The 19,222-nt window shown below is 62.8% G+C and carries 18 protein-coding genes; 13 read left to right on the plus strand and 5 right to left on the minus strand.

The genetic code is table 11. The features are described from left to right. Positions 1-2 precede the first annotated feature (2 nt). The 6 genes from C7I87_RS08380 to C7I87_RS08405 all read left to right on the plus strand — a co-directional run bounded on the left by C7I87_RS08380 (position 3) and on the right by C7I87_RS08405 (position 4,654). Positions 3-194 carry a twin transmembrane helix small protein gene (locus C7I87_RS08380; protein WP_015315567.1) on the plus strand — a complete coding sequence of 64 codons (192 nt, stop codon included), beginning with the start codon at positions 3-5 and terminating at the stop codon, positions 192-194. Between the two features lie 19 nt (positions 195-213). Beyond that, positions 214-795, plus strand: coding sequence for a cob(I)yrinic acid a,c-diamide adenosyltransferase (locus C7I87_RS08385; RefSeq protein WP_149903758.1), 582 nt, complete (start codon positions 214-216; stop codon positions 793-795). Between the two features lie 31 nt (positions 796-826). After that, entirely contained in the window at positions 827-1,627 is an 801-nt protein-coding gene (locus tag C7I87_RS08390; RefSeq protein WP_149903759.1) for a rhomboid family intramembrane serine protease, read from the plus strand. A gap of 234 nt (positions 1,628-1,861) precedes the next feature. After that, entirely contained in the window at positions 1,862-2,611 is a 750-nt protein-coding gene (locus C7I87_RS08395) for an electron transfer flavoprotein subunit beta/FixA family protein (protein ID WP_149903760.1), read from the plus strand. 24 nt (positions 2,612-2,635) lie between these two features. Next, positions 2,636-3,565: an electron transfer flavoprotein subunit alpha/FixB family protein gene (locus tag C7I87_RS08400; protein WP_149903761.1), complete on the plus strand. Its 930-nt coding sequence runs from the start codon at positions 2,636-2,638 to the stop codon at positions 3,563-3,565. A gap of 210 nt (positions 3,566-3,775) precedes the next feature. Next, positions 3,776-4,654, plus strand: coding sequence for a 3-hydroxybutyryl-CoA dehydrogenase (locus C7I87_RS08405; RefSeq protein ID WP_149903762.1), 879 nt, complete (start codon positions 3,776-3,778; stop codon positions 4,652-4,654). A 9-nt stretch (positions 4,655-4,663) separates the two neighbouring features. Here C7I87_RS08405 and C7I87_RS08410 read toward each other — a convergent pair whose 3' ends face one another. From C7I87_RS08410 to C7I87_RS08425, 4 genes are all read right to left on the minus strand, one after another. Further along, entirely contained in the window at positions 4,664-6,583 is a 1,920-nt protein-coding gene (locus tag C7I87_RS08410; protein WP_246696229.1) for a PAS domain S-box protein, read from the minus strand. 217 nt (positions 6,584-6,800) lie between these two features. Further along, a complete protein-coding gene (locus C7I87_RS08415) occupies positions 6,801-7,439 on the minus strand; it encodes an NrsF family protein (protein ID WP_149903764.1) in 639 nt (212 codons plus the stop codon). Between the two features lies 1 nt (position 7,440). Further along, positions 7,441-7,992: a sigma-70 family RNA polymerase sigma factor gene (locus tag C7I87_RS08420; RefSeq protein ID WP_149903765.1), complete on the minus strand. Its 552-nt coding sequence runs from the start codon at positions 7,990-7,992 to the stop codon at positions 7,441-7,443. 122 nt (positions 7,993-8,114) lie between these two features. Then, a complete protein-coding gene (locus C7I87_RS08425) occupies positions 8,115-9,161 on the minus strand; it encodes a hypothetical protein (protein ID WP_149903766.1) in 1,047 nt (348 codons plus the stop codon). Positions 9,162-9,383: 222 nt separating this feature from the next. Between C7I87_RS08425 and C7I87_RS08430 the strand changes: the two genes are divergently transcribed. From C7I87_RS08430 to C7I87_RS08460, 7 genes are all read left to right on the plus strand, one after another. Continuing rightward, positions 9,384-9,893 (plus strand): N-acetyltransferase, encoded by a 510-nt coding sequence (locus C7I87_RS08430; RefSeq protein ID WP_149903767.1) that lies wholly within the window; start codon positions 9,384-9,386, stop codon positions 9,891-9,893. Then, complete coding sequence (locus C7I87_RS08435) at positions 9,890-11,116, plus strand: cytochrome P450 (RefSeq protein ID WP_149903768.1); 1,227 nt, start codon at positions 9,890-9,892, stop codon at positions 11,114-11,116. Before C7I87_RS08430 ends, C7I87_RS08435 begins: the two co-directional genes overlap by 4 nt. A 590-nt stretch (positions 11,117-11,706) precedes the next feature. Further along, complete coding sequence (locus tag C7I87_RS08440) at positions 11,707-12,756, plus strand: hypothetical protein (protein WP_149903769.1); 1,050 nt, start codon at positions 11,707-11,709, stop codon at positions 12,754-12,756. Positions 12,757-12,766: 10 nt separating this feature from the next. Continuing rightward, on the plus strand, positions 12,767-14,119 hold the full coding sequence (locus C7I87_RS08445; RefSeq protein ID WP_149903770.1) for a hypothetical protein: 1,353 nt from the start codon (positions 12,767-12,769) through the stop codon (positions 14,117-14,119). 120 nt (positions 14,120-14,239) lie between these two features. Next, complete coding sequence (locus tag C7I87_RS08450; protein ID WP_149903771.1) at positions 14,240-15,247, plus strand: iron ABC transporter substrate-binding protein; 1,008 nt, start codon at positions 14,240-14,242, stop codon at positions 15,245-15,247. Positions 15,248-15,418: 171 nt separating this feature from the next. Further along, complete coding sequence (locus C7I87_RS08455; protein WP_188393780.1) at positions 15,419-16,999, plus strand: ABC transporter permease; 1,581 nt, start codon at positions 15,419-15,421, stop codon at positions 16,997-16,999. Further along, positions 16,996-18,078, plus strand: a complete 1,083-nt coding sequence (locus tag C7I87_RS08460) for an ABC transporter ATP-binding protein (protein WP_149903773.1) — start codon at positions 16,996-16,998, stop codon at positions 18,076-18,078. Before C7I87_RS08455 ends, C7I87_RS08460 begins: the two co-directional genes overlap by 4 nt. A 43-nt stretch (positions 18,079-18,121) precedes the next feature. Here the strand turns inward: C7I87_RS08460 and C7I87_RS08465 are convergent, their stop codons facing one another. Further along, the gene (locus tag C7I87_RS08465; protein ID WP_149903774.1) at positions 18,122-19,222 is read right to left on the minus strand and encodes a sn-glycerol-3-phosphate import ATP-binding protein UgpC; all 1,101 of its coding nucleotides are present in this window, start codon (positions 19,220-19,222) and stop codon (positions 18,122-18,124) included.

Below are 19,222 nucleotides of genomic sequence, written 5' to 3' on the forward strand. Positions count from 1 at the left end.
AAATGGCCACTGCCTTCAATATCCTTGCCATTCTGGTCATGGCCGCAGTAGTGGTCGTGCTGATCAGGGGCCTCATCAACATGATGCGCGGCGGCTCCGGTGTGACCTCCAACAAGCTGATGCAAGCCCGCGTTCTGCTGCAGGCCGTGGCGCTGGCGCTGATCCTGCTGGCCGTGTATTTCACCCGCAAGTGAGGGCCTTTCGGGAGGCGATGTGGTCAAGCTCAACAAGATTTACACCCGCACCGGCGATGACGGCACCACCGGGCTCGGCACTGGTGAGCGGCGACTGAAATCCGATCTCAGGGTGGACGCCTATGGCACGGTCGACGAAGCCAATGCCTGTATCGGCGTGGCTCGCGTGCACACCGCACAGAGCCATCCGGCGATCGACGCCATGCTCGCCCGCATCCAGAACGATCTTTTCGACCTCGGCGCCGATCTCGCCGTGCCTGATGATGGCAAGCCGCTTGGCTACGAGCCGCTGCGCATCGTTGCCGCCCAGACAGACCGTGTCGAGCACGACATCGACCTCCTCAACAAGGACCTCCAGCCGCTCAAATCCTTCGTGCTGAACGGCGGCACGCCGGCGGCGGCCGCCCTCCATGTCGCCCGCACAGTGGCTAGGCGAGCCGAGCGGCTAATGGTCGCCCTGGCGCAGGATCCAGCCGAACACGTTAGCCGCGACGGGCTGAAATACATCAACCGCGTCTCGGATTTGCTGTTTGTCGCCGCCCGAGCGGTCAATGACAATGGAAATGCCGACGTGCTATGGGTTCCCGGCAAGAACCGCTGAACGGACCGAAAGGCGGGAGGGCCGACGACCGATGTTCATCCCGCTTTACGACACCAACAGGCTGCGCCATATCAGGCTGCAATATGTGACGATCGGGCTGATCGTTGCCAACGCCGTGGTCTATTGCGCCACCGCACTCGGCGGCGAAAACTTCACCAATGCCGCCGTGCTTGGCCTCGGCTTCATCCCCTCCGTCGTTCACGACACGGCCGAGCTCGACCCTCGCTTTGTCATCATCCCCGAGAGCCTGAGCTACCTCACCTACTCCTTCCTGCATGCCGACATTTTTCATCTCGGCGGCAACATGCTGTTCCTTTGGGTGTTCGGCGACAATGTCGAGGACGCGCTCGGCCACATCCGCTACCTGATCTTCTATCTCCTGTGCGCCGTCGCCGGAGCCGCCTTCCAGGGGCTCGTCGCCTGGGACTCGCAGGTGCCGCTGATCGGCGCCTCGGGGGCCATTGCCGGCGTGGTCGTCGCCTACCTGATCCTCTATCCCAGGGTGAAGGTCTGGGTACTTGCCTTTGCCCGCATCCCTTTGCGTATTCCAGCCTTCATCCCGCTCATTCTGTGGGTGGCGTTTCAGGTGGTGATGTTCGCGGCCGGCGGTGAAGATCAGATCTCCTGGGCCTGCCATATCGGCGGCATCATTGCCGGCGCCGTGCTGGTGCTTGTTTTGCGCAGTCGCGGCGTGCCGCTGTTTGCCGCCGCTGACGAGGATACCGTGGTTCCCACTCCCGACCAGCCGCCTGCCGCCGCTGAACCAGCGGCGCCCGAAGCGCCGGCCACCACGGCACGCTGGGGCCGCGGAAATACTTCTGGCCCAAACTGAACCGATTTGAGCCGCTTTCAGCGTATTGACGTCAAGGGTTGCCACAATTACGGAAACGTCTCCGTCGCAGCCCAAGGCGGTTAAGGAACAGCCCAAGGCGGGCAAAGACCAGAATTTCCATCCGGCCAGAATTCCGTCTGGCCGGAATTCAGTCAGGAATGTCGGCTTTCGACAACTCATAAAGGGCGCAGGCTGCTATAGCGCGCCCAACTAGCGTGAAGAGGTGACAGGCAAATGAAGATCCTTGTGCCCGTGAAGCGGGTTGTGGACGCGAATGTGAAGGTTCGCGTGAAGACCGATGGTTCGGCGGTGGAACTCGCCAACGTCAAGATGGCGATGAACCCGTTCGACGAGATCGCGGTCGAGGAAGCGATCCGGATCAAGGAAGCCGGCAAGGCCGAAGAAATCATCGTCGTGTCGATCGGCCCGCAGCAGGCGCAGGAAACACTGCGCACCGCGCTCGCCATGGGCGCCGACCGCGCCATCCTGGTCAAGACCGACGAACAGACCGAGCCGCTCGGTGTCGCCAAGGTGTTGAAGGGCGTGGTCGAGGCGGAGAAGCCGGGCCTTGTCATCCTCGGCAAGCAGGCGATCGACGACGATTCCAACCAGACCGGCCAGATGCTGGCGGCCCTGCTTGGCTGGGCGCAGGGCACCTTCGCGTCCAAGGTCGTGCTCGAGGGCGACCATGCCAAGGTAACGCGCGAAGTCGACGGCGGCTTGCAGACGGTGGATCTGAAGATGCCGGTGATCGTCACCGCCGACCTTCGCCTCAACCAGCCGCGCTATGCTTCGTTGCCCAACATCATGAAGGCCAAGAAGAAGCCGCTGGACGAGAAGAGCCCGGCCGACTACGGCGCCGACGTCAAGCCGCGTCTGAAAGTCATCAAGACCGAGGAGCCGAGCGGCCGCAAGGCGGGCGTCAAGGTCAAGAGCGTCACCGAACTGGTCGACAAGCTCAAGAACGAAGCCGGCGTTTTGTAAGCGATCGGGAAAGGAACAGATAAAATGGCAATTCTCCTCATCGCCGAACACGACAACGCCACCCTTTCCGACCAGACCGCCAAGGCGCTTTCGGCCGCCCTGCAGATCGGTTCGGACGTTCATGTGCTGGTGGCCGGCAAGGGCGCCAAGGCTGCTGCCGATGCGGCCGCGAAACTGAAGGGCGTCGGCAAGGTGCTGCTCGCCGAAGCCGACGAACTCGCCGAGCGCCTGGCCGAGCCGACGGCGGCACTGGTCGTCTCGCTGGCTGGCGGTTACGACACGATCATCGCGCCGGCGACGTCCGCGGGCAAGAACATCGCGCCGCGCGTCGCGGCCCTGCTCGATGTGGCGCAGGTCTCCGAGATCATCGAAGTGGTCTCGCCGGATACCTTCAAGCGGCCGATCTATGCCGGCAACGCCATCCAGACGGTCCAGTCGACCGACGCCAAGAAGGTGATCACCGTGCGCACCGCTTCCTTCCAGGCGGCACCGGAGGGTGGTTCGGCTTCGGTCGAGACGGTTCACGCGGCGGCCAATCCCGGCCTCTCCACCTTCGTCGAGAACAAGCTGTCGGAGACCGATCGTCCGGAGCTGACCTCGGCCAAGATCATCATCTCGGGCGGCCGCGCGCTCGGTTCCTCGGAAAAATTCCAGGAAGTCATTCTGCCGGTCGCCGACAAGCTCGGCGCCGCCGTCGGCGCATCCCGCGCCGCCGTCGATGCCGGCTACGCTCCGAACGACTGGCAGGTTGGCCAGACCGGCAAGGTCGTCGCCCCCGACCTCTACATCGCGGTCGGCATCTCCGGCGCCATCCAGCACCTTGCCGGCATGAAGGATAGCAAGGTCATCGTTGCCATCAACAAGGACGAGGAGGCACCGATCTTCCAGGTTGCCGACTATGGCCTCGTCGGCGACCTCTTCGTCATCCTGCCGGAGTTGCAGAAGGTGCTTTGACGCTTCCGCGCAAACCGTATTAAATTGCTAGGGGTGGGGTAGACGAAGTCGCCCCGCCCTTTTAGTTTGCACCGCACAACAAGCGGCCACAAAGGCTTAGAGCAATTCCAGCGGCAGTGCGCAGGGGTTTTTGCGCCGGGAATTGCTGGAAAACAAAGAGTTGGGGCGGTTCGCGATTCTGGCGAAAAACGCTCCGGACGGGATTGGGTAATGAGCAAGATCGAGACGATCGGCATCATTGGTGCGGGCCAGATGGGCGGCGGCATCGCCCACGTCTCCGCGCTTTCGGGCTACAAGGTGCTGATCTATGATATATCGCCCGATCGTATCGAGAAGGGCATCGCCACCATCAGCGGCAACATGGCCCGTCAGGTGGGGTCCGGCAAGCTCGACGAGAAACTCCGTAACCAGGCCATGGGGCGCATCGCGTCGGCACCGGCGATGGCCGATCTTGCCGGCGCCGATCTGGTGATCGAGGCGGCGACGGAGGACGAAACCGTCAAGCGCAAGATTTATGCGCAGCTCTGCCCGCAGCTCAACCCAGAAGCGATCCTGGCGACCAACACCTCGTCGATTTCGATCACACGGCTAGCCGCGCAGACCGACCGGCCGGAACGGTTCATCGGCATACACTTCATGAACCCGGTTCCGCTGATGAAGCTAGTCGAGCTGGTGCGTGGCATTGCCACCGAGGATCAGACCTTCGAGGCGGCGAAGACCTATGTGAAGCAACTCGACAAGACGATCACGGTGTCGGAGGATTTCCCGGCCTTCATCGTCAACCGCATCCTTTTGCCGATGATCAACGAGGCGATCTACACCCTCTATGAGGGCGTCGGCTCGGTCGACGCCATCGACACCGCCATGCGGCTCGGCGCCAACCATCCGATGGGACCGCTGCAGCTTGCCGATTTCATCGGCCTCGACACCTGCCTGTCGATCATGCAGGTCCTGCATGACGGCCTGTCGGACTCGAAATACCGCCCCTGCCCGCTGCTGGTCAAATATGTCGAGGCCGGCTGGCTCGGCCGCAAGACTGGACGCGGCTTCTACGACTATCGCGGCGAGCATCCCGTTCCGACGCGCTGACGCGTCCGCTCACGATGCCGCGGCGAGCGGCTCGGCTGGTTCTGACCTGTCGTCGCTGATCTTGCCGTCCGGCGCCACCGAAACGCATCCGCGGCCGGCCGCCTTGGCCGCATAGCAGGCGGCGTCTGCCCTTGCGATAATCTCGTCGACTTCGCCGCAATTGGCACAGATCGCCGTCAGCCCGATGCTGGCGCCGATCGCGTGCGACCGCCCATCCCAGCTGAAGTTCAGTCCCGCTATCGCATCGATGATGGAGCGCGCCGCGATCCTCGCGCCTGATGTGGAACCCGACTTCAGGATAACAGCGAATTCGTCGCCACCCAGGCGCGCGACGATGTCTTTAGGACCAAGAACGCCGCGCACGGCCTCAGCAACCCGCTTCAGTAGGGCGTCTCCGGCAGCGTGACCGCCCGTGTCGTTGACCAGCTTGAAATGGTCAAGGTCGATGTACATGAACTGATGGCGGCCTCCAACGGCCGCGTCGTCCTTGCGCGCCTGATCGACCAATCCCTCCATGGCGCGGATGAAGCTCGAGCGGTTGGCAAGGCCGGTTAGCGCATCATGCGCCGCCGCATGGGCAAGCTGGCGCTGCAGCGCGCGCGCATCGGTGAAATCCTGGAAGACGATCACCAGTCCGCCGAATTCGTTGCGCTCGTTGATGATCGGCGACACGATCTGGCGGATGCTGCAGCGTGTGTCGTCGTGCCGGATGAGGACCGCGCGGCTGTTCTGGTCGGAGCGCGCCTCCTCGCCTGTCACGAGGCGCGTCATGCCGATCCTGTGGCCCGTCTCCTCGTCGACCGCCCAGTAGACGTGGCTCAGCGTCTTGCCCAGCGCCTCGTCGCTGGAAACGCTGGTCAGCTTTTCGGCCACCGGGTTCATGAAGGTGACGCGGTTCGCGGCATCGGTGCAGATGACCGCATCGCCGATCGATTGCAGCGTCACCCTCAGCCGCTCCTTCTCGTCGGCCAGCATCGCCGCCGAGACGATGAGCCGTTCTTCAGCCTGCTTGCGCCGGGTGATATCGGTCAAGCTGCCGATCGCCCTGATCAACTGTCCGTCCGCATCGCGCTCGATGGCCTTGCCGCGGTCCAGGATCCAGATCCAGCGGCCATCCTTGTGGCGCATCCTGAACTCGGCCTCGAAGAATTCCGTCTTGCCGTCGAGATGGGCGCGATCGGCCTCCGCGACCGCGGCGCGGTCGTCCGGATGGATCATCGTCAGCCAGCGATCGGGGTCGCCATCGAGCTCGCCATCCCCGTAGCCCAGCATCTTCACCCAGGTGGAGGAATAGGTGGTGCCGCCCTTGCGCATGTCGAAATCCCAGACACCTTGCCCGGCGCCTGCGAGCGCGAAATTCCAGCGCGTTTCCGCCTCGGCGATGCGCGCTTCGGCCTGCTTGCGCGCGTCGATGTCCTCGATTTGCGAGACGAGATAGAGCGGCCGGTCGCTTTTCTCGTCCCGGATGACCGATCCGGCGAGGTGGGCCCAAATCGGTGTGCCATCCTTCTTCAGGTAACGCTTCTCGAATTGGAAGGCGTTGACGGTGCCGGCTCTCATGCTTTCCATGGTTTCCCGGCCGATCTGCAGATCGTCGGGATGCGTCAGCTGGAAGAAGGTCAGCGCCTCGATTTCCTCGCGGCTGTAGCCAAGCATGGCGGCGAAGGCTGGGTTGGCCTGGAGAATACGCCCGTCGAGGCTGACGATGGCGATGCCGATGGCCGAGTCCTCCATGGCTCGGCGGAACCGCTGCTCGCTTTCCGCGATCTGCCGCCGGTCGTCAGAGATGCGCGTAATGAACAGGGCGGCGAGCAGGAGCGCGCCGGCGGCCAATGCGAACGACACCCGAAGGCAGAGCCCGAGCGCCTCGGCGCCAAGGTCCAGCCTCGGCAGCACGATAGAGGCCGCCGCCGCAGCAAGGCCGGCCACAGTCAAGGCCAGCGCCGCGTGTCCGTGAGGCCTGATGAGTCCTCGTAATCTCACGATTTATGCCACCCCCGTGGGCAATCGCTTTTCCCCGTTAAAACCTTGAAGGATCGATTTTAAGGAAAGGTTGCGCCCGGAGCATCGGCGACATGGGAAACCGGCAAACAATTGCCGGCATGATTAAGGATCGGTATTCACGGGGTGTGGCGCAGGTATCCTGCTACCAACGCACGAAAAACCGCCCGCCGAGCGCACCGAGCAAGGCAAGAGCGGCGATGGCGATCGTGTACCAGGTTGCAACGAAAAGCGGCGAGTCGTCGAAGCAGTGCGCGGCATAAAAGGTCGCCGCCAGCCCGCCAGCAAGCAGCCCGGCGACCGCGCCGGCAAGAACCGGCCGTGTCGGCGCGCCATAGCGTAGCATCCACAGGAAGATGGCCAGCGGGCCGATGCCGATCAGCGGGATGAAGCTCATGCAGATCATCATGTTCGAGCCGATCATGCGCGTGCTCCACAGCGCCTGCGGCACCATGAAGAGTTCCAGCACCACGGCAACCGCGACCAGCAGCGGCGCGATGATCATCGCCACCATTGCCCGGCCTGTCGTCGCACCCGGCGTCGACAGGGCTCTGATCAGGGCAAAGGCGCTGATGGCGAGCACGATGGTGAAAACGAACTTGGACAGGAAGCGTATCGTGTGTGCGGCCGCCATGAAGTCGGGGCGTGGCCCGATAGTCATCATGAAAACAACCGCCGCGACGACGACGGCTACACCGGCCGCCAGCCACCAGGCGGAGCGCAATGGCATCGCCTTGCTGCGGGCATCGGCGTCGAGCGCCTTGATGAGATCGTCGGTCTTCATGTCATTCCCGTCCGAACCGCCCTTGTCCGAATCGCTTGGCTATAGCGGTAAGCCCCCGGTGCAGCGACACACGCACCGCCGTCTCGCTGATGCCGAACTTCGCCGCCGTCTCGCCGATCGAGCGTCCTTCCACGGACACGGCCGAAACCACGGAACGCTGCGCCGGCGGCAGTCCGTCGAGCGCCCGGTTGATGTCGCGTTCGCTGACCGTGTCGGTCTCCGGCTCGGCAAAAGTCTCGGCGATGTCGTCGACATCGATCTCGATGCGCCGCCCACGCCGCCGGAACGCGTCGATCAACTTGAAACGGGCAATCGCGTAGACCCAGGGCAACACCGGCGCGTCCTGACGCCAAGTGTGTCGTTTCACATGAATGGCCAGCAAGGTTTCCTGCACGACATCCTCGGGATCGACCCCGCCGTGCACGATCTTGCGCCTGACAAAGCCGCGGATCAGCGCGGCAATCCGGTGAAGAAAGTCGGCATAGGCCTTTTCATCTCCCGCGATCGCGGCCCGCATCAGCCGGGAAAGCTCGGCCTCGTCCTTGCCGCTCACAAGAGTTCACTCCCCGATCTTCGCGCCTCGGCACTGATTTGTTACGTGGCCGGCGAAATAATGTCCAAGGCAAAGTACCGGCAAATCACGAAAGTTTGCGGCGGTTGCCTGCCGCCAGCGCTTTAGCTCCTGCGTTTTCCCACATCGGTCGATGCCTTTGCGGCCAGCACGACATCCTTGAAAAAGCTCAAGCCCTTGCGAACCGTCAGCTTCACGCGTCTTCGGCGATATTTGATTCGCAGGCGGCCCAGAATATCCAGATGTGCCCTGTCGATGTCCGGATCAGAAACGGGATCATGCGCATATGGTAGCCGCGCCAAGGCATCTGCATGCATGTTGGCGTAGGGCACCGAATCGTAAGTGTCGAAAACTGTGGGCGGATAATTCAACACGGTAGGGTTGGTGTTGATCTCGAACACCTGGATGCGACCGTCGACAACGGTGTAATCAATTCGGCCGTATGAAATCCTGGCCTTCTCGAAAATCGGCACCAGCTCGGCCGCGTGCGGGTTGTCGCGAACGTAGGCTGCGTGCTCGGACAGATGCTCTCCCGTCATCGCCCTGCCTGGATCCTTTATGAACCAATCGTGACTGGCAAAACAGTGCTGTGCATAGCCGTGGTCACCTATGCGATATGCCGCGTATTTGCGGTAACAACCGTCGCGATACGGCTTTGATCCAAATTCCACCACCATGGGACGGACAAAGCTCAAGGCGCTTAAATTGGAAAGTTCGTTGCGGAGTTCGGCAGGCGAGCGCAACAGCCGCGGAGTCTTGTAGGTAGCGCCAGCCTCATCGCGCAGGAAGACAGGAAAACGTATCTCCCCCGGTAGGCCCTCGGGTCGGTACACGTTGAAATCATTGGTGCCGTCGGCGTACAGCGTACGCAGCAGATCGAACCGCTGCAGTGTCTCTCCCGGGTGATTGAGTTGGAGCAGACCGGGTTGCCGCAATTTCATTTGCTCGCTGAGACCGGCGCTCGATTCTATCTCGAATTTACTCAGGCGATCCAAATCGGTCCAGATGGCTGTGCCGTTCGGTATTGCGAGCAGATGGACCCTATTTTCATAGGGGACAAAGCGGACAAAGTCCTGCAGGTCAGCCCGGAAATAGAGGAGCAGGCTTGCCAGGGTATTGGCATGTGAACGATGGCAAATGTAAAAAATCACGAGACACGCCCCCTATGTGCTCACTAACAGATAATGTAAAAATTCAGTTCATGGCAGACTGGTGAGCAGCACTCCACGATGACAACGGTCGCATTTCGTCAACCCGTCGAACACAACATTCCAGACATGGTTGCGATGGAGACCGCAACTTGGGGGAGCCTTGGCGCCAGCGAAGAAACGATCCGGCGTCGGCTTTCAGTTGGACATACAATGATCCTGGCCATGGTTGGGAACCTTGTTGCCGGTGCTATCTGCTTCGTGGAGACCAGCCAGGATCCTCACGATACGGAGAAGTTCCCGAAGACCTTCTCGGCCTATTCTTCGCTTGCCCGCACCGGACCGGCGCGGTCGCTCTACGTTTACAACCTCGGTTTGCGGCCCGATTTTCGCGGCACCGACATGGCACGCCGTCTCTTGTCGCAACTGATAGGCTACGGCCATCGGGTTGGCGCCCGCTGGCTGGTCGGCGATGGACGCTGCCCGTCCTACGCCGGATCCCAAGACGATTTTCCCAACAAGGTTCGGCCGGATCTGGCGTTTCGCCAGACCATCGACGACTGGCATCGGACCGGCGTGATGCCTTCGGTCACGTCGATAACAAGGGATCCGCTATTGCGATTCTACAGGCGTGTTCTGCAATGCGAATTCCTGCATCTGGCGCCCAGTTTTCTACCGCAGGACATAAGTTCCGGCGGGTTTCGCGTCATCTTTGCCGTTGATCTCGCCCGATGACGGTCCAGACCGATCTTTTCGACCCTTTCGCCCTTGGCAGCGATCCCTTTCCGGAATTCGCTCACCGTCGGAAAGAGGGAGGGGGCAGTTGGGGCAAGCCTCCTTATCCGGAGGTCGGCGTCGCCTTCTACGTGTTCAGCCACGCACTCGTATCGGAAGCCTTGAAGCACCCGTTGTTGTTGCAGGCACCGCCCGGCACCTACCAAGAAGTCAGGCAGAAGATCAGCGCCAGTCCGGCATTGGATCTGTTGACCCATTCCATGCTTCTGTCCGACCCGCCGCAACACATGCGCCTGCGCCGCCCACTTGCTGGTTCCCTGACGTTTTCAGCGGGCAGAGGACTGTTCGACGGACTTATGGCAAAAGCAACGGAACTGACGTTGGCGGCTTCACGAAAGCCAAGGTTCGACGCTATTCGTGACATAGGTCTGCCGCTGTCGTTTTCAGGCCTTGAGCAACTCCTTGGCATGGATATCGATGATCCCTGGCGGATCGGAAGCGACGCCCAGCGTATGGCGAAGGCCTTGGAGATACGGGCTGGTGGTATCGACAACGATGCCAATGAGGCCTGCCGCCGGCTGGAGGCATGGGTATCGCAAGCGATAGAACAGGGTTGCGTCCGCCCAAACGGCATTTCGGCTCAGATGCTCGCCGAGGTCGAGGCCGGTCGCTGGCAGAGAGACGACGCCATAGCAAACATCGTTTTTCTGCTCTTTGCCGGGCAGGCGACGGTGGTCGACACGTTTGGCAACGCGCTGGTAGCGCTTGCAAGCTCGCCGGAGCAGCTGTCGTTGCTCGAAGACGGGAATGTCGACTGGTCATCTGCAACAGAAGAACTGCTCCGTTTTTGTGCGCCGGTGCACTATGCCGGAGCCCGTATTGCCTCGGGAGATCTGCGGATCGGCGGCGCGACCATACGAGCCGGACAGGCAGTCGTGCCTGTTTTGGCGAGCGCCAACCGCGATGTTTCGGTCTTTCCGGGTGGCGACCGCCTGGATCTGCGCTCCGGTGTTTCGTCGGCTCTTGCTTTCGGCACCGGGCTTCATGCCTGTCTTGGTCAGCATGTTGCACGGGTAGAACTGGCAGTGCTGCTGGAAGCCCTTTTTACGCAGGCAAAAGGCTGGCGCCTGGATATCCCCAAGGTCGCCAGGCGGCACTCGGTGCTCTTTTACGGTTTGGAAACAGCACCAATGATCCTGTCCGTGGACCGGCCATCAGCTTGAGCGGCGCCCGTTCGTGCGCTTGTATCACGAGGAATTGTTGGCCCGCCGCAAGAGTTCATGCCTTAGCGACTGATTGAAGCAGGTTATAAATGTCGACTGACGCGGCCCGCATCAGCCGGGAAAGTTCGGCCTCGTCCTTGCCGCTCACAAGAGTTCACTCCCCGATCTTCGCGCCTCGGCACTGATTTGTTAAGTGGCCGGCGAAATAATGTCCAAGCCAATCTACGGGCAAATCACGAAAGTTTGCGGAATGGCCCGCGAAATTCCCTGACGGGTTTTCTGGTTCCGAGCCCGGACATGAGGAACAGCGCGGACCAAGCATTCATTGACGTAAGGTAAGCCCTTCTGTAGCGTCAAATGATCGGAGGGACGCCGAAATGGATTTCGTTGAACGCATTTTTGGATTTTCTCCCGACAATGGCTCGGGAACTTTCGAGGGCAGCCTTGTCAGTGCAGCCATAGTCCTTGTCGCTTTCGTCTACTTCTACAGAAGACAGAGATCACTGAAGAAATAGCCTCTGGAAAATCGGCGGGGACACGTCCGCCAGGAAAACATTACCGTTGCGTCCTCTCAGCGTGGGAAACACGACATGGCAGGATCTCTGGTCAACCACGTCAGAACCGCGGCCCTGCTGTTGTTCGCCTCCGAATTCTGGAAGCGTCTTGCCGCCGGGCTGAAGGTACTATTTGCAACGATTTGCATGCTGCTGTGCCGGCTGGCCAAGCGCCGGCGGCTGCCAAGCCCGGCGCAGAACGATTGCTGTATTCAACTGCCGCCCGACATCTACAAGCGCGCCGATCCTCTTCTCTACGCCCAGTACTATCTGATGGCGCAGGGACTCGCGGTCACCTGGGACAATCCCGACATCGACATTTTCGACGGCGCCGCACCAGTCACCGGTGCGCTCCAGCCAGCACATACCTATCGCGTGCGTGTGCGCGTCTGGAACGGGTCCTATGATGCCCCGGCCGTCGGCGTCGGGGTGGCGCTGTCCTACCTGTCCTTCGGCGCACAGACCGTTTCCCGTCCGATCGCCAACACCGCCGTCAATCTCGGGGCCAAGGGTACGATCGATTGCCCTGCCTATGCCGAGTTCAGTTGGACCACGCCCGCCACCGGCGGCCACTACTGCCTCCAGGCACAGCTTTCCTGGGGCGATGACGCCAACCCCAGCAACAACCTTGGCCAGAAGAACGTCAACATTGCCGAGATGCGCTCACCGGCAAGGTTCGTCTTCAGCGTCCGCAACGAGGCCTCGGTCGTCCGGCGTTTCCAGATCGAGGCGGACTGCTACGGCCTGCCGAAGCTGCGGCCATGTGCCCCGCTACGCGGCCAAGGTCGAGACGAGCGCACGGACAACCCGCAGCCGCGGCTGGCCGAGAGCAAGGCGCGCTGGGCCAGGGCCCTCGAGGAACAGGCCTATGGCCGGTTTCCCGTCCCGGACGATTGGTCGGTCAGGATCGTTCCAAGAACGCTTTCACTCCAGCCACGCCAGATCACCGAGATCACCGTCGAGATCGAACCGAGGGACGCCGCCTTCCGCGGCTCGAAGACCTTCAACGTCCATGTCTTCACGATCGGCGAAAGCGGATCACGCACCATGACCGGCGGTGTGACGCTCACCGCCACGAAAGGCTGAGGGCGCTCCGATGGCCTACAAGCACTATACGAGCTGCTTTCTCTATCCGGCCGGTGGCAAGCCCTACAATGAGGACGACCGGCTGGCTTTCCTCGCCGGCCAGGCGCTGCAGATCATCGTCATCACCGGGCTGGCAGCCGTTTTCGGCTTGCTGCTGGGCCCGGTCGGTGCAGCACTTGCCGCGGCAATCGCATTTCTGGCGTCCGCCACCGCGACGATCGACAAGGCCGCCGGGGAATGGCTCAACCATCGCCTGGTCTGCCTCGACAAGGACAATCCGAAATGCGCCGTCGGCATCGTCTCCTACAATCCGTTCCGCAGCGATCTCGGTGCCTTCGACAACGACCAGTATTTCGACGTCATACTGATGCCGCATCCGACGACTGAAATCCTCAACGCCGAGACCAACGAGGCGGCTTTGGCGGCCGCCAATCGCTACAATGCCGACGGCACCGTCGTCGCCGAATACGCCGCCAACATCGCGGCCCATCCGGCGAACGACATTCTCAACGACGGCTTTCAGGGCCATGAGTTGCTGTTGCCGCGCGATGACCTGAAGACGGACCTGGGCTACGCAACCGCCGACGATCATGCCCGCTGGGGCCTGCACTGCGAGGCCGAGGGCGACTTCTGGATCAAGATGCGGCAATGGGCGCCGGCCATCGTCATCTTGCTGACGGCGGCCCTGGTCGTCACGGCGGCCGCGGCGGCCGCCGGCGCCAGTATCGGGGCGGCTGTCGGCTGCGCCATAGGTTCGTTCTTCCTGGGCGCGCTGGGCTGCGCCATCGGCTCGTTCCTGGGAGGATTGCTCGGAGCGGCTATTGGCGGCGCCATCGGCGGAGCGGCGTCCTACTTCGGCGGAGTCAAGCCGGTACTACAAGGGTTGTTCAACTGGAACCCCGGCAATGTCGAGGACGCCAATGTCGGCGACAAGGCGCTCGGCCCCATCAGGATGGGCGATCATGTGGCAGTCCTCGGCGAACATGTCTATGACGGCTATCACAAGGGCTGGCACGAGTTTCATCCGCTGATGGCGGTGGTCAAATTCGATGCAGCCGCCGGTGTCGACGCAAAACACTATCTTCTGTGGAGTCCGGACTTTTCCGACACGGGCACGATCCCGCCCAAACCGCCGGGCGAGGCCACCGACCTCACCGCGCAGGATATGCGTGACGGGCTCGGCAGCGCCGCGTTCAGGACACGCTGCGAAAATCTGCGCAGAACCTGGTGCGCCATGCTGAACGAAGCATTCGATCCGGAGACCAAACGAACACAACAGGGGCTGGATCAGCGCTGGACCATTCATCCGATGATCGATGGTTGCATCCCGCAGGAGCAGCCACCAGCACCGCATATCGGGTGATGCCATCGGCAACGGACATGCGAAACCGTGATCATGCCGATTGCCTTTCAATCTTGACTAACCCATTCATGAATTGCTACTCGGACGCACCCGCAGTGCGGGCAACCCGAGGAGTACCTGATGAAATCCCCCTTTCTTGCCCTGGCCAGCGTAGCGGCGCTCGCAATCAGTCTGGCCGCCGGTCCGGCGACGGCCGAGGATGCCGGCATCATCGTCTATAACGCCCAGCATGAAAGCCTGGCCAAGGAATGGGCCGAAGGGTTCACCAGGGACACCGGCATCAAGGTCACCTTGCGCAATGGTGGCGACAGCGACTTCTCCAACCAGATCGTCGCCGAAGGCGCCTCCTCACCCGCCGACGTGTTTCTGACGGAAAATTCGCCGGCCATGGTGCTGGTCGAGAATGCCGGCCTGTTCGCGCCGGTCGACGCAGACACGCTGGCGCAGGTCCCGCGGGATTATCAGGCAGCCAGCGCCAAATGGGTGGGCGTGGCCGCGCGCAGCACCGTTTTTGCCTACAACACGACCAAGCTCAAGGCCGACCAGTTGCCCAAGTCGATGCTTGATCTCGCCGACCCCAGCTGGAAGGGCCGCTGGGCGGCTTCGCCTTCCGGCGCCGATTTCCAGGCCATCGTCAGCGCGCTGCTGCAGCTCAAGGGCGAGGCCGCCACGGCCGATTGGCTGAAGGCAATGAAGGAGAACTTCACCGCCTACAAGGGCAACAGCACGGTGATGAAGGCGGTCAATGCCGGCGAGATCGAAGGCGGCTTGATCTACCACTATTACTACTTTGGCGATCAGGCCAAGACCGGCGAAAACTCCAAGAACGTTGCTCTGCACTATTTCAAGAACCAAGACCCGGGCGCTTTCGTATCGGTCTCCGGTGGCGGCGTGCTGGCCTCGAGCAAGCATCCCAAGGAAGCTCAGGCCTTCCTGAAGTGGGTGACCGGCAAGGGCGGCCAGGAAATCTTGAAGAACGGAACCTCCTTCGAATACGCGGTCGGCAAGGGCGCGGACTCCAATCCGAAGCTGGTGCCGCTGGCCGACCTGCAGGCGCCGAAGGTTGACGCCACGACGCTGAACTCCAAGAAGGTCACCGACCTGATGACGGCAGCCGGCTTGCTTTAGTTGCCGTTCGTCCTAATAAGAGCGTCAGACCGTGCTCCCGCGGACTCCTTTCCGCGGGAGCGTTTTGTTTTTCGAGATTGCATTCGTCTATGACGACACGCTGTTTATCCGACCGCGACCGTGGTCCTTCAATTGCCGCCACCGGGCGGCAATTGCGCGGCGTGTGAGCTGATGCAGTCCGCGGTCGATCTCGCACGCTCGGGCCTGCCGCCCAGGATGCGCCGGCGGGCGCAGCGGCGAGCGGCGCCCTGGCTTGTCGCCGCCGCCATATTTGTCTCCCTGCTGGCGCTGCTGCCGCTCGCTTTCATAATATGGATCGCGGTGCAGACCGGCTGGGAGACCGTCTCGGCACTGGTCTTCCGGCCACGGGTCGGCGAACTGGTGGTCAACACCGGCCTGCTGGTGCTGCTTGCCGTGCCGATCGCCATCACCTTGTCGGTGACGTTGGCCTGGCTGACCGAACGCAGCAACCTGCCCGGTGCCCGGCTCTGGTCCTGGCTCTGCGTGGCGCCGCTCGCCATCCCCGCTTTCGTGCACTCCTATGCCTGGATCACCATGGTGCCCGGGCTGCACGGCCTATGGGCCGGCGTGCTGGTCTCCGTGATCGCCTATTTCCCCTTCCTCTATCTGCCGGTGTCGGCGGCGCTGCGCCGCCTCGATCCTGCCCTGGAAGACGCGGCGGCGGCACTTGGCCTCGGACCCTGGCGCGTGTTCTGGCGTGTCGTGTTGCCGCAGCTCAGGCTCGCCATCTGCGGGGGGTCGCTGCTCGTCGGCCTGCATTTGCTGGCTGAATATGGCCTCTACGTCTTCATCCGCTTCGACACCTTCACCACAGCGATCGTCGACCAGTTCCAGTCGACCTTCAACGGTCCGGCCGCCAACATGCTGGCCGGCGTGCTGGTGACCTGCTGCTTCGTGCTGCTCGGCCTCGAAGTGCTGGTGCGCGGCGAGGAGCGTTATGCCCGTGTCGGCTCGGGCGCCGCGCGGTATCAGCAGCGGATGAACCTCAGCCGCGCCACCCTGCCCAGCTTGCTGCTGCTCGTCGTCACCACATTGCTGGCGCTTGGCGTTCCGTTCGTGACCATCGGCCGCTGGCTCATCGCGGGCGGCGCCGATGTCTGGCGTCTCGACGAAATCGGCCTGGCCCTCGGCCAGACACTGTTCCTGTCGCTCGCCGGGGCGCTGCTTGCCACTGTCGCGGCGATGCCGATGGCTTGGATCTCGATCCGCGCGCCGGGACCGTTGCAGCGCCTTCTGGAGGGATGCAATTACATTGTCGGCTCGCTGCCGGGCGTGGTCATTGCGCTGGCGCTGGTCACCATTACGGTGCGCATCGCAATGCCGCTCTACCAAACCCTGTTCACCATCCTGGTCGCCTACTCATTGATGTTCCTGCCCCGCGCCTTGGTCAGCCTGCGCGCGTCGATCGCCCAGGCACCGGTCGAGCTCGAGCGCGCCGCAGCCAGCCTCGGCCGGCGTCCGCTCAACGCGCTGTGGTCGACGACAATCCGCCTGTCGGCGCCGGGTGCTGCGGCCGGCATGGCGCTGGTGGCGCTGGGCATCATGAACGAGTTGACCGCCACCCAGATGCTGGCGCCGAACGGCACCCGCACACTGGCGATGGCGTTCTGGTCCTACAGCGGCGAGATCGACTACGCCTCGGCGGCTCCTTACGCCTTCATCATGGTGGCGATGTCGCTGCCCCTGACCTGGCTGCTCTATGTCCAGTCGAAGCGGATGGCCGGACGATGAGCTTTCTCGAACTCGGCAATCTGCACAAGCATTACGGCCCGGTCGCCGCACTGGCCGGCGTCGACCTGAACGTCGCCAGCGGCAGCCGCACGGCGATCGTGGGACCTTCCGGCTGCGGCAAGACGACCTTGCTGCGGCTGATCGCCGGCTTCGAGGCGCCTGATCAGGGCCGTATCGTGCTCGACGGGCAGGTGCTGGCCAATGGTGGCGCCGCCGTTCCGGCGCATCGCCGCGGCATTGGCGTGGTGGCGCAGGACGGCGCCCTGTTCCCGCATCTGACCATCTCGGACAATATCGGCTTCGGCATGGGACGGGACGACGACAGGCGCGCCGAGCGCATCGTCGAGCTTGCCTATATCGTGGGACTGGACAAGGCGATCCTCAAACGTCGCCCGCACGAACTCTCCGGCGGCCAGCAACAGCGCGTGGCGCTGGCCCGCGCCATGGCGATGAAACCACGGCTGATGCTGCTCGACGAGCCATTCTCGGCACTCGACACCGGCCTGCGCGCCTCGATGCGCAAGGCTGTGGCCGAACTTCTGGAGGCGGCCGGCATCACCACCATCCTGGTGACGCACGACCAGGCCGAGGCGCTGTCCTTCGCCAGCCAGGTGGCGGTGATGCGCGATGGAAAGTTTTCGCAGGTAGGCACGCCGCGCGAACTTTACCTCAAGCCGAAGGACAGGATGATCGCCGAGTTCCTGGGCGATGCCATCATCCTGCCGGCGAGCATTTCCGGCGGCTTCGCCAACTCGCCGCTCGGCCGCATCGCCGTCGACACGTCGGACAGCCGCGATATCGCCCGCATCATGCTGCGGCCGGAGCAGATCGGGCTGAAACGCACCTCGCGCGAGGGCATGTCGGGCACGCCCGATATGCTGTTCGGCGAGGTGACGGAATCCGAATTCGCCGGCTCGACATGCACGATCGCGGTGCGGCTCCTCAACAATGCCGACCCGCCGGATGCGGCCGCGATCGGCAACACGCCGCTGATCCTGCGCAAATCCGGCATGGACGCGCCGGCTGTCGGCGAGATCGTGCGGCTGACCGTGTCGGGCAAGGCGCACGTCTTCGCTTGAGGCCGACGGCTGAAGGCGCAGAACCCACGCGCGTTTTCGGGAATCAGAGTGCCGGCTCGGGCACGGAAGCCTTGAAGACATCGAGACGGGTCCCTGTCTCCGACGAGAAGAAGTGCATGTCGTCTGGCGAAATCTTCAGGCCGACGGTGCTGCCGGGCTCGTGATGAACGGCCTCTGAGGTCATCACCGAAAACGGCGCCCCGTCGAGATCGACATAGATCACCCGCCCCGCACCCAGTTCCTCGACCAGGTCGACAGTGGCATTGAGCGCGCCAGCCGTTCCCGGTGCCACCAGCCGGACCGCTTCCGGCCGGATGCCCATCGCCACCTTCGTGCCGACCGGCAGACCGGCGCGAGCCACGGCCAGGCGCCGGCTGCCGCCGAGCAGCGACAGCCCGTCGAGTTCGACGGTGCCTTCAAGGATGTTCATGGCCGGCGCGCCGACGAAGGTGGCGACGAAGCGGCTGGCCGGGCGGGTGTAGATTTCGCCAGGCGTGCCGACCTGTTCGACCCGTCCGCCATTCATCACCACCAGCCGGTCGGCCAGCGTCATCGCCTCGACCTGGTCGTGGGTGACGAAGACCGAGGTGGCGTTCAGCCGGCGATGCAGCTTGCGGATTTCCGAACGCATCTGCACGCGCAGCTTGGCGTCGAGATTGGACAGCGGCTCGTCGAACAGGAAGACCTTTGGTTCGCGGATCATGGCGCGGCCCATGGCGACGCGTTGCCTCTGGCCACCGGAAAGCGCCATCGGCTTGCGGTCGAGCAGATGCTCGAGCTCCAGCGTGCGGGCCACGGCCTGAATCCGCTGGTTGCGTTCGGCCGAGGGAACACCGGCAACCTTCAGCGAATAGCCGATGTTCTGGGCCACGCTCATATGCGGATAGAGTGCGTAATTCTGGAACACCATGGCGCAGCCGCGCTCGCGCGGCTCGAGCTTGTTGACCACCGTGCCGTCGATGGCGATCGTGCCGTCGGAAATCTCTTCCAGTCCGGCGATCATCCTGAGCAGCGTGGACTTGCCACAGCCGGACGGGCCGAGAATGACGACGAATTCGCCCGAGGCGAAGTCGAGATCTACGCCATGCACGACCTGCGTCTTGGCATAGTTTTTCTTGACGCCGCGTATTGCGATGGAGGCCAT

The sequence above is a fragment of the Mesorhizobium sp. SARCC-RB16n genome (assembly GCF_008520305.1).
Taxonomy (GTDB): domain Bacteria; phylum Pseudomonadota; class Alphaproteobacteria; order Rhizobiales; family Rhizobiaceae; genus Mesorhizobium.

Coding starts and splice junctions, on each gene's coding strand:
- C7I87_RS08380 (WP_015315567.1), top strand. CDS start 3: ATGGCCACTGCCTTCAATATCCTTGCCATTCTGGTCATGGCCGCAGTA.
- C7I87_RS08390 (WP_149903759.1), top strand. CDS start 827: ATGTTCATCCCGCTTTACGACACCAACAGGCTGCGCCATATCAGGCTG.
- C7I87_RS08395 (WP_149903760.1), top strand. CDS start 1,862: ATGAAGATCCTTGTGCCCGTGAAGCGGGTTGTGGACGCGAATGTGAAG.
- C7I87_RS08400 (WP_149903761.1), top strand. CDS start 2,636: ATGGCAATTCTCCTCATCGCCGAACACGACAACGCCACCCTTTCCGAC.
- C7I87_RS08405 (WP_149903762.1), top strand. CDS start 3,776: ATGAGCAAGATCGAGACGATCGGCATCATTGGTGCGGGCCAGATGGGC.
- C7I87_RS08415 (WP_149903764.1), bottom strand. CDS start 7,439: ATGAAGACCGACGATCTCATCAAGGCGCTCGACGCCGATGCCCGCAGC.
- C7I87_RS08430 (WP_149903767.1), top strand. CDS start 9,384: ATGGTTGGGAACCTTGTTGCCGGTGCTATCTGCTTCGTGGAGACCAGC.
- C7I87_RS08435 (WP_149903768.1), top strand. CDS start 9,890: ATGACGGTCCAGACCGATCTTTTCGACCCTTTCGCCCTTGGCAGCGAT.
- C7I87_RS08440 (WP_149903769.1), top strand. CDS start 11,707: ATGGCAGGATCTCTGGTCAACCACGTCAGAACCGCGGCCCTGCTGTTG.
- C7I87_RS08445 (WP_149903770.1), top strand. CDS start 12,767: ATGGCCTACAAGCACTATACGAGCTGCTTTCTCTATCCGGCCGGTGGC.
- C7I87_RS08450 (WP_149903771.1), top strand. CDS start 14,240: ATGAAATCCCCCTTTCTTGCCCTGGCCAGCGTAGCGGCGCTCGCAATC.
- C7I87_RS08455 (WP_188393780.1), top strand. CDS start 15,419: ATGCAGTCCGCGGTCGATCTCGCACGCTCGGGCCTGCCGCCCAGGATG.
- C7I87_RS08460 (WP_149903773.1), top strand. CDS start 16,996: ATGAGCTTTCTCGAACTCGGCAATCTGCACAAGCATTACGGCCCGGTC.
- C7I87_RS08465 (WP_149903774.1), bottom strand. CDS start 19,222: ATGGCCTCCATCGCAATACGCGGCGTCAAGAAAAACTATGCCAAGACG.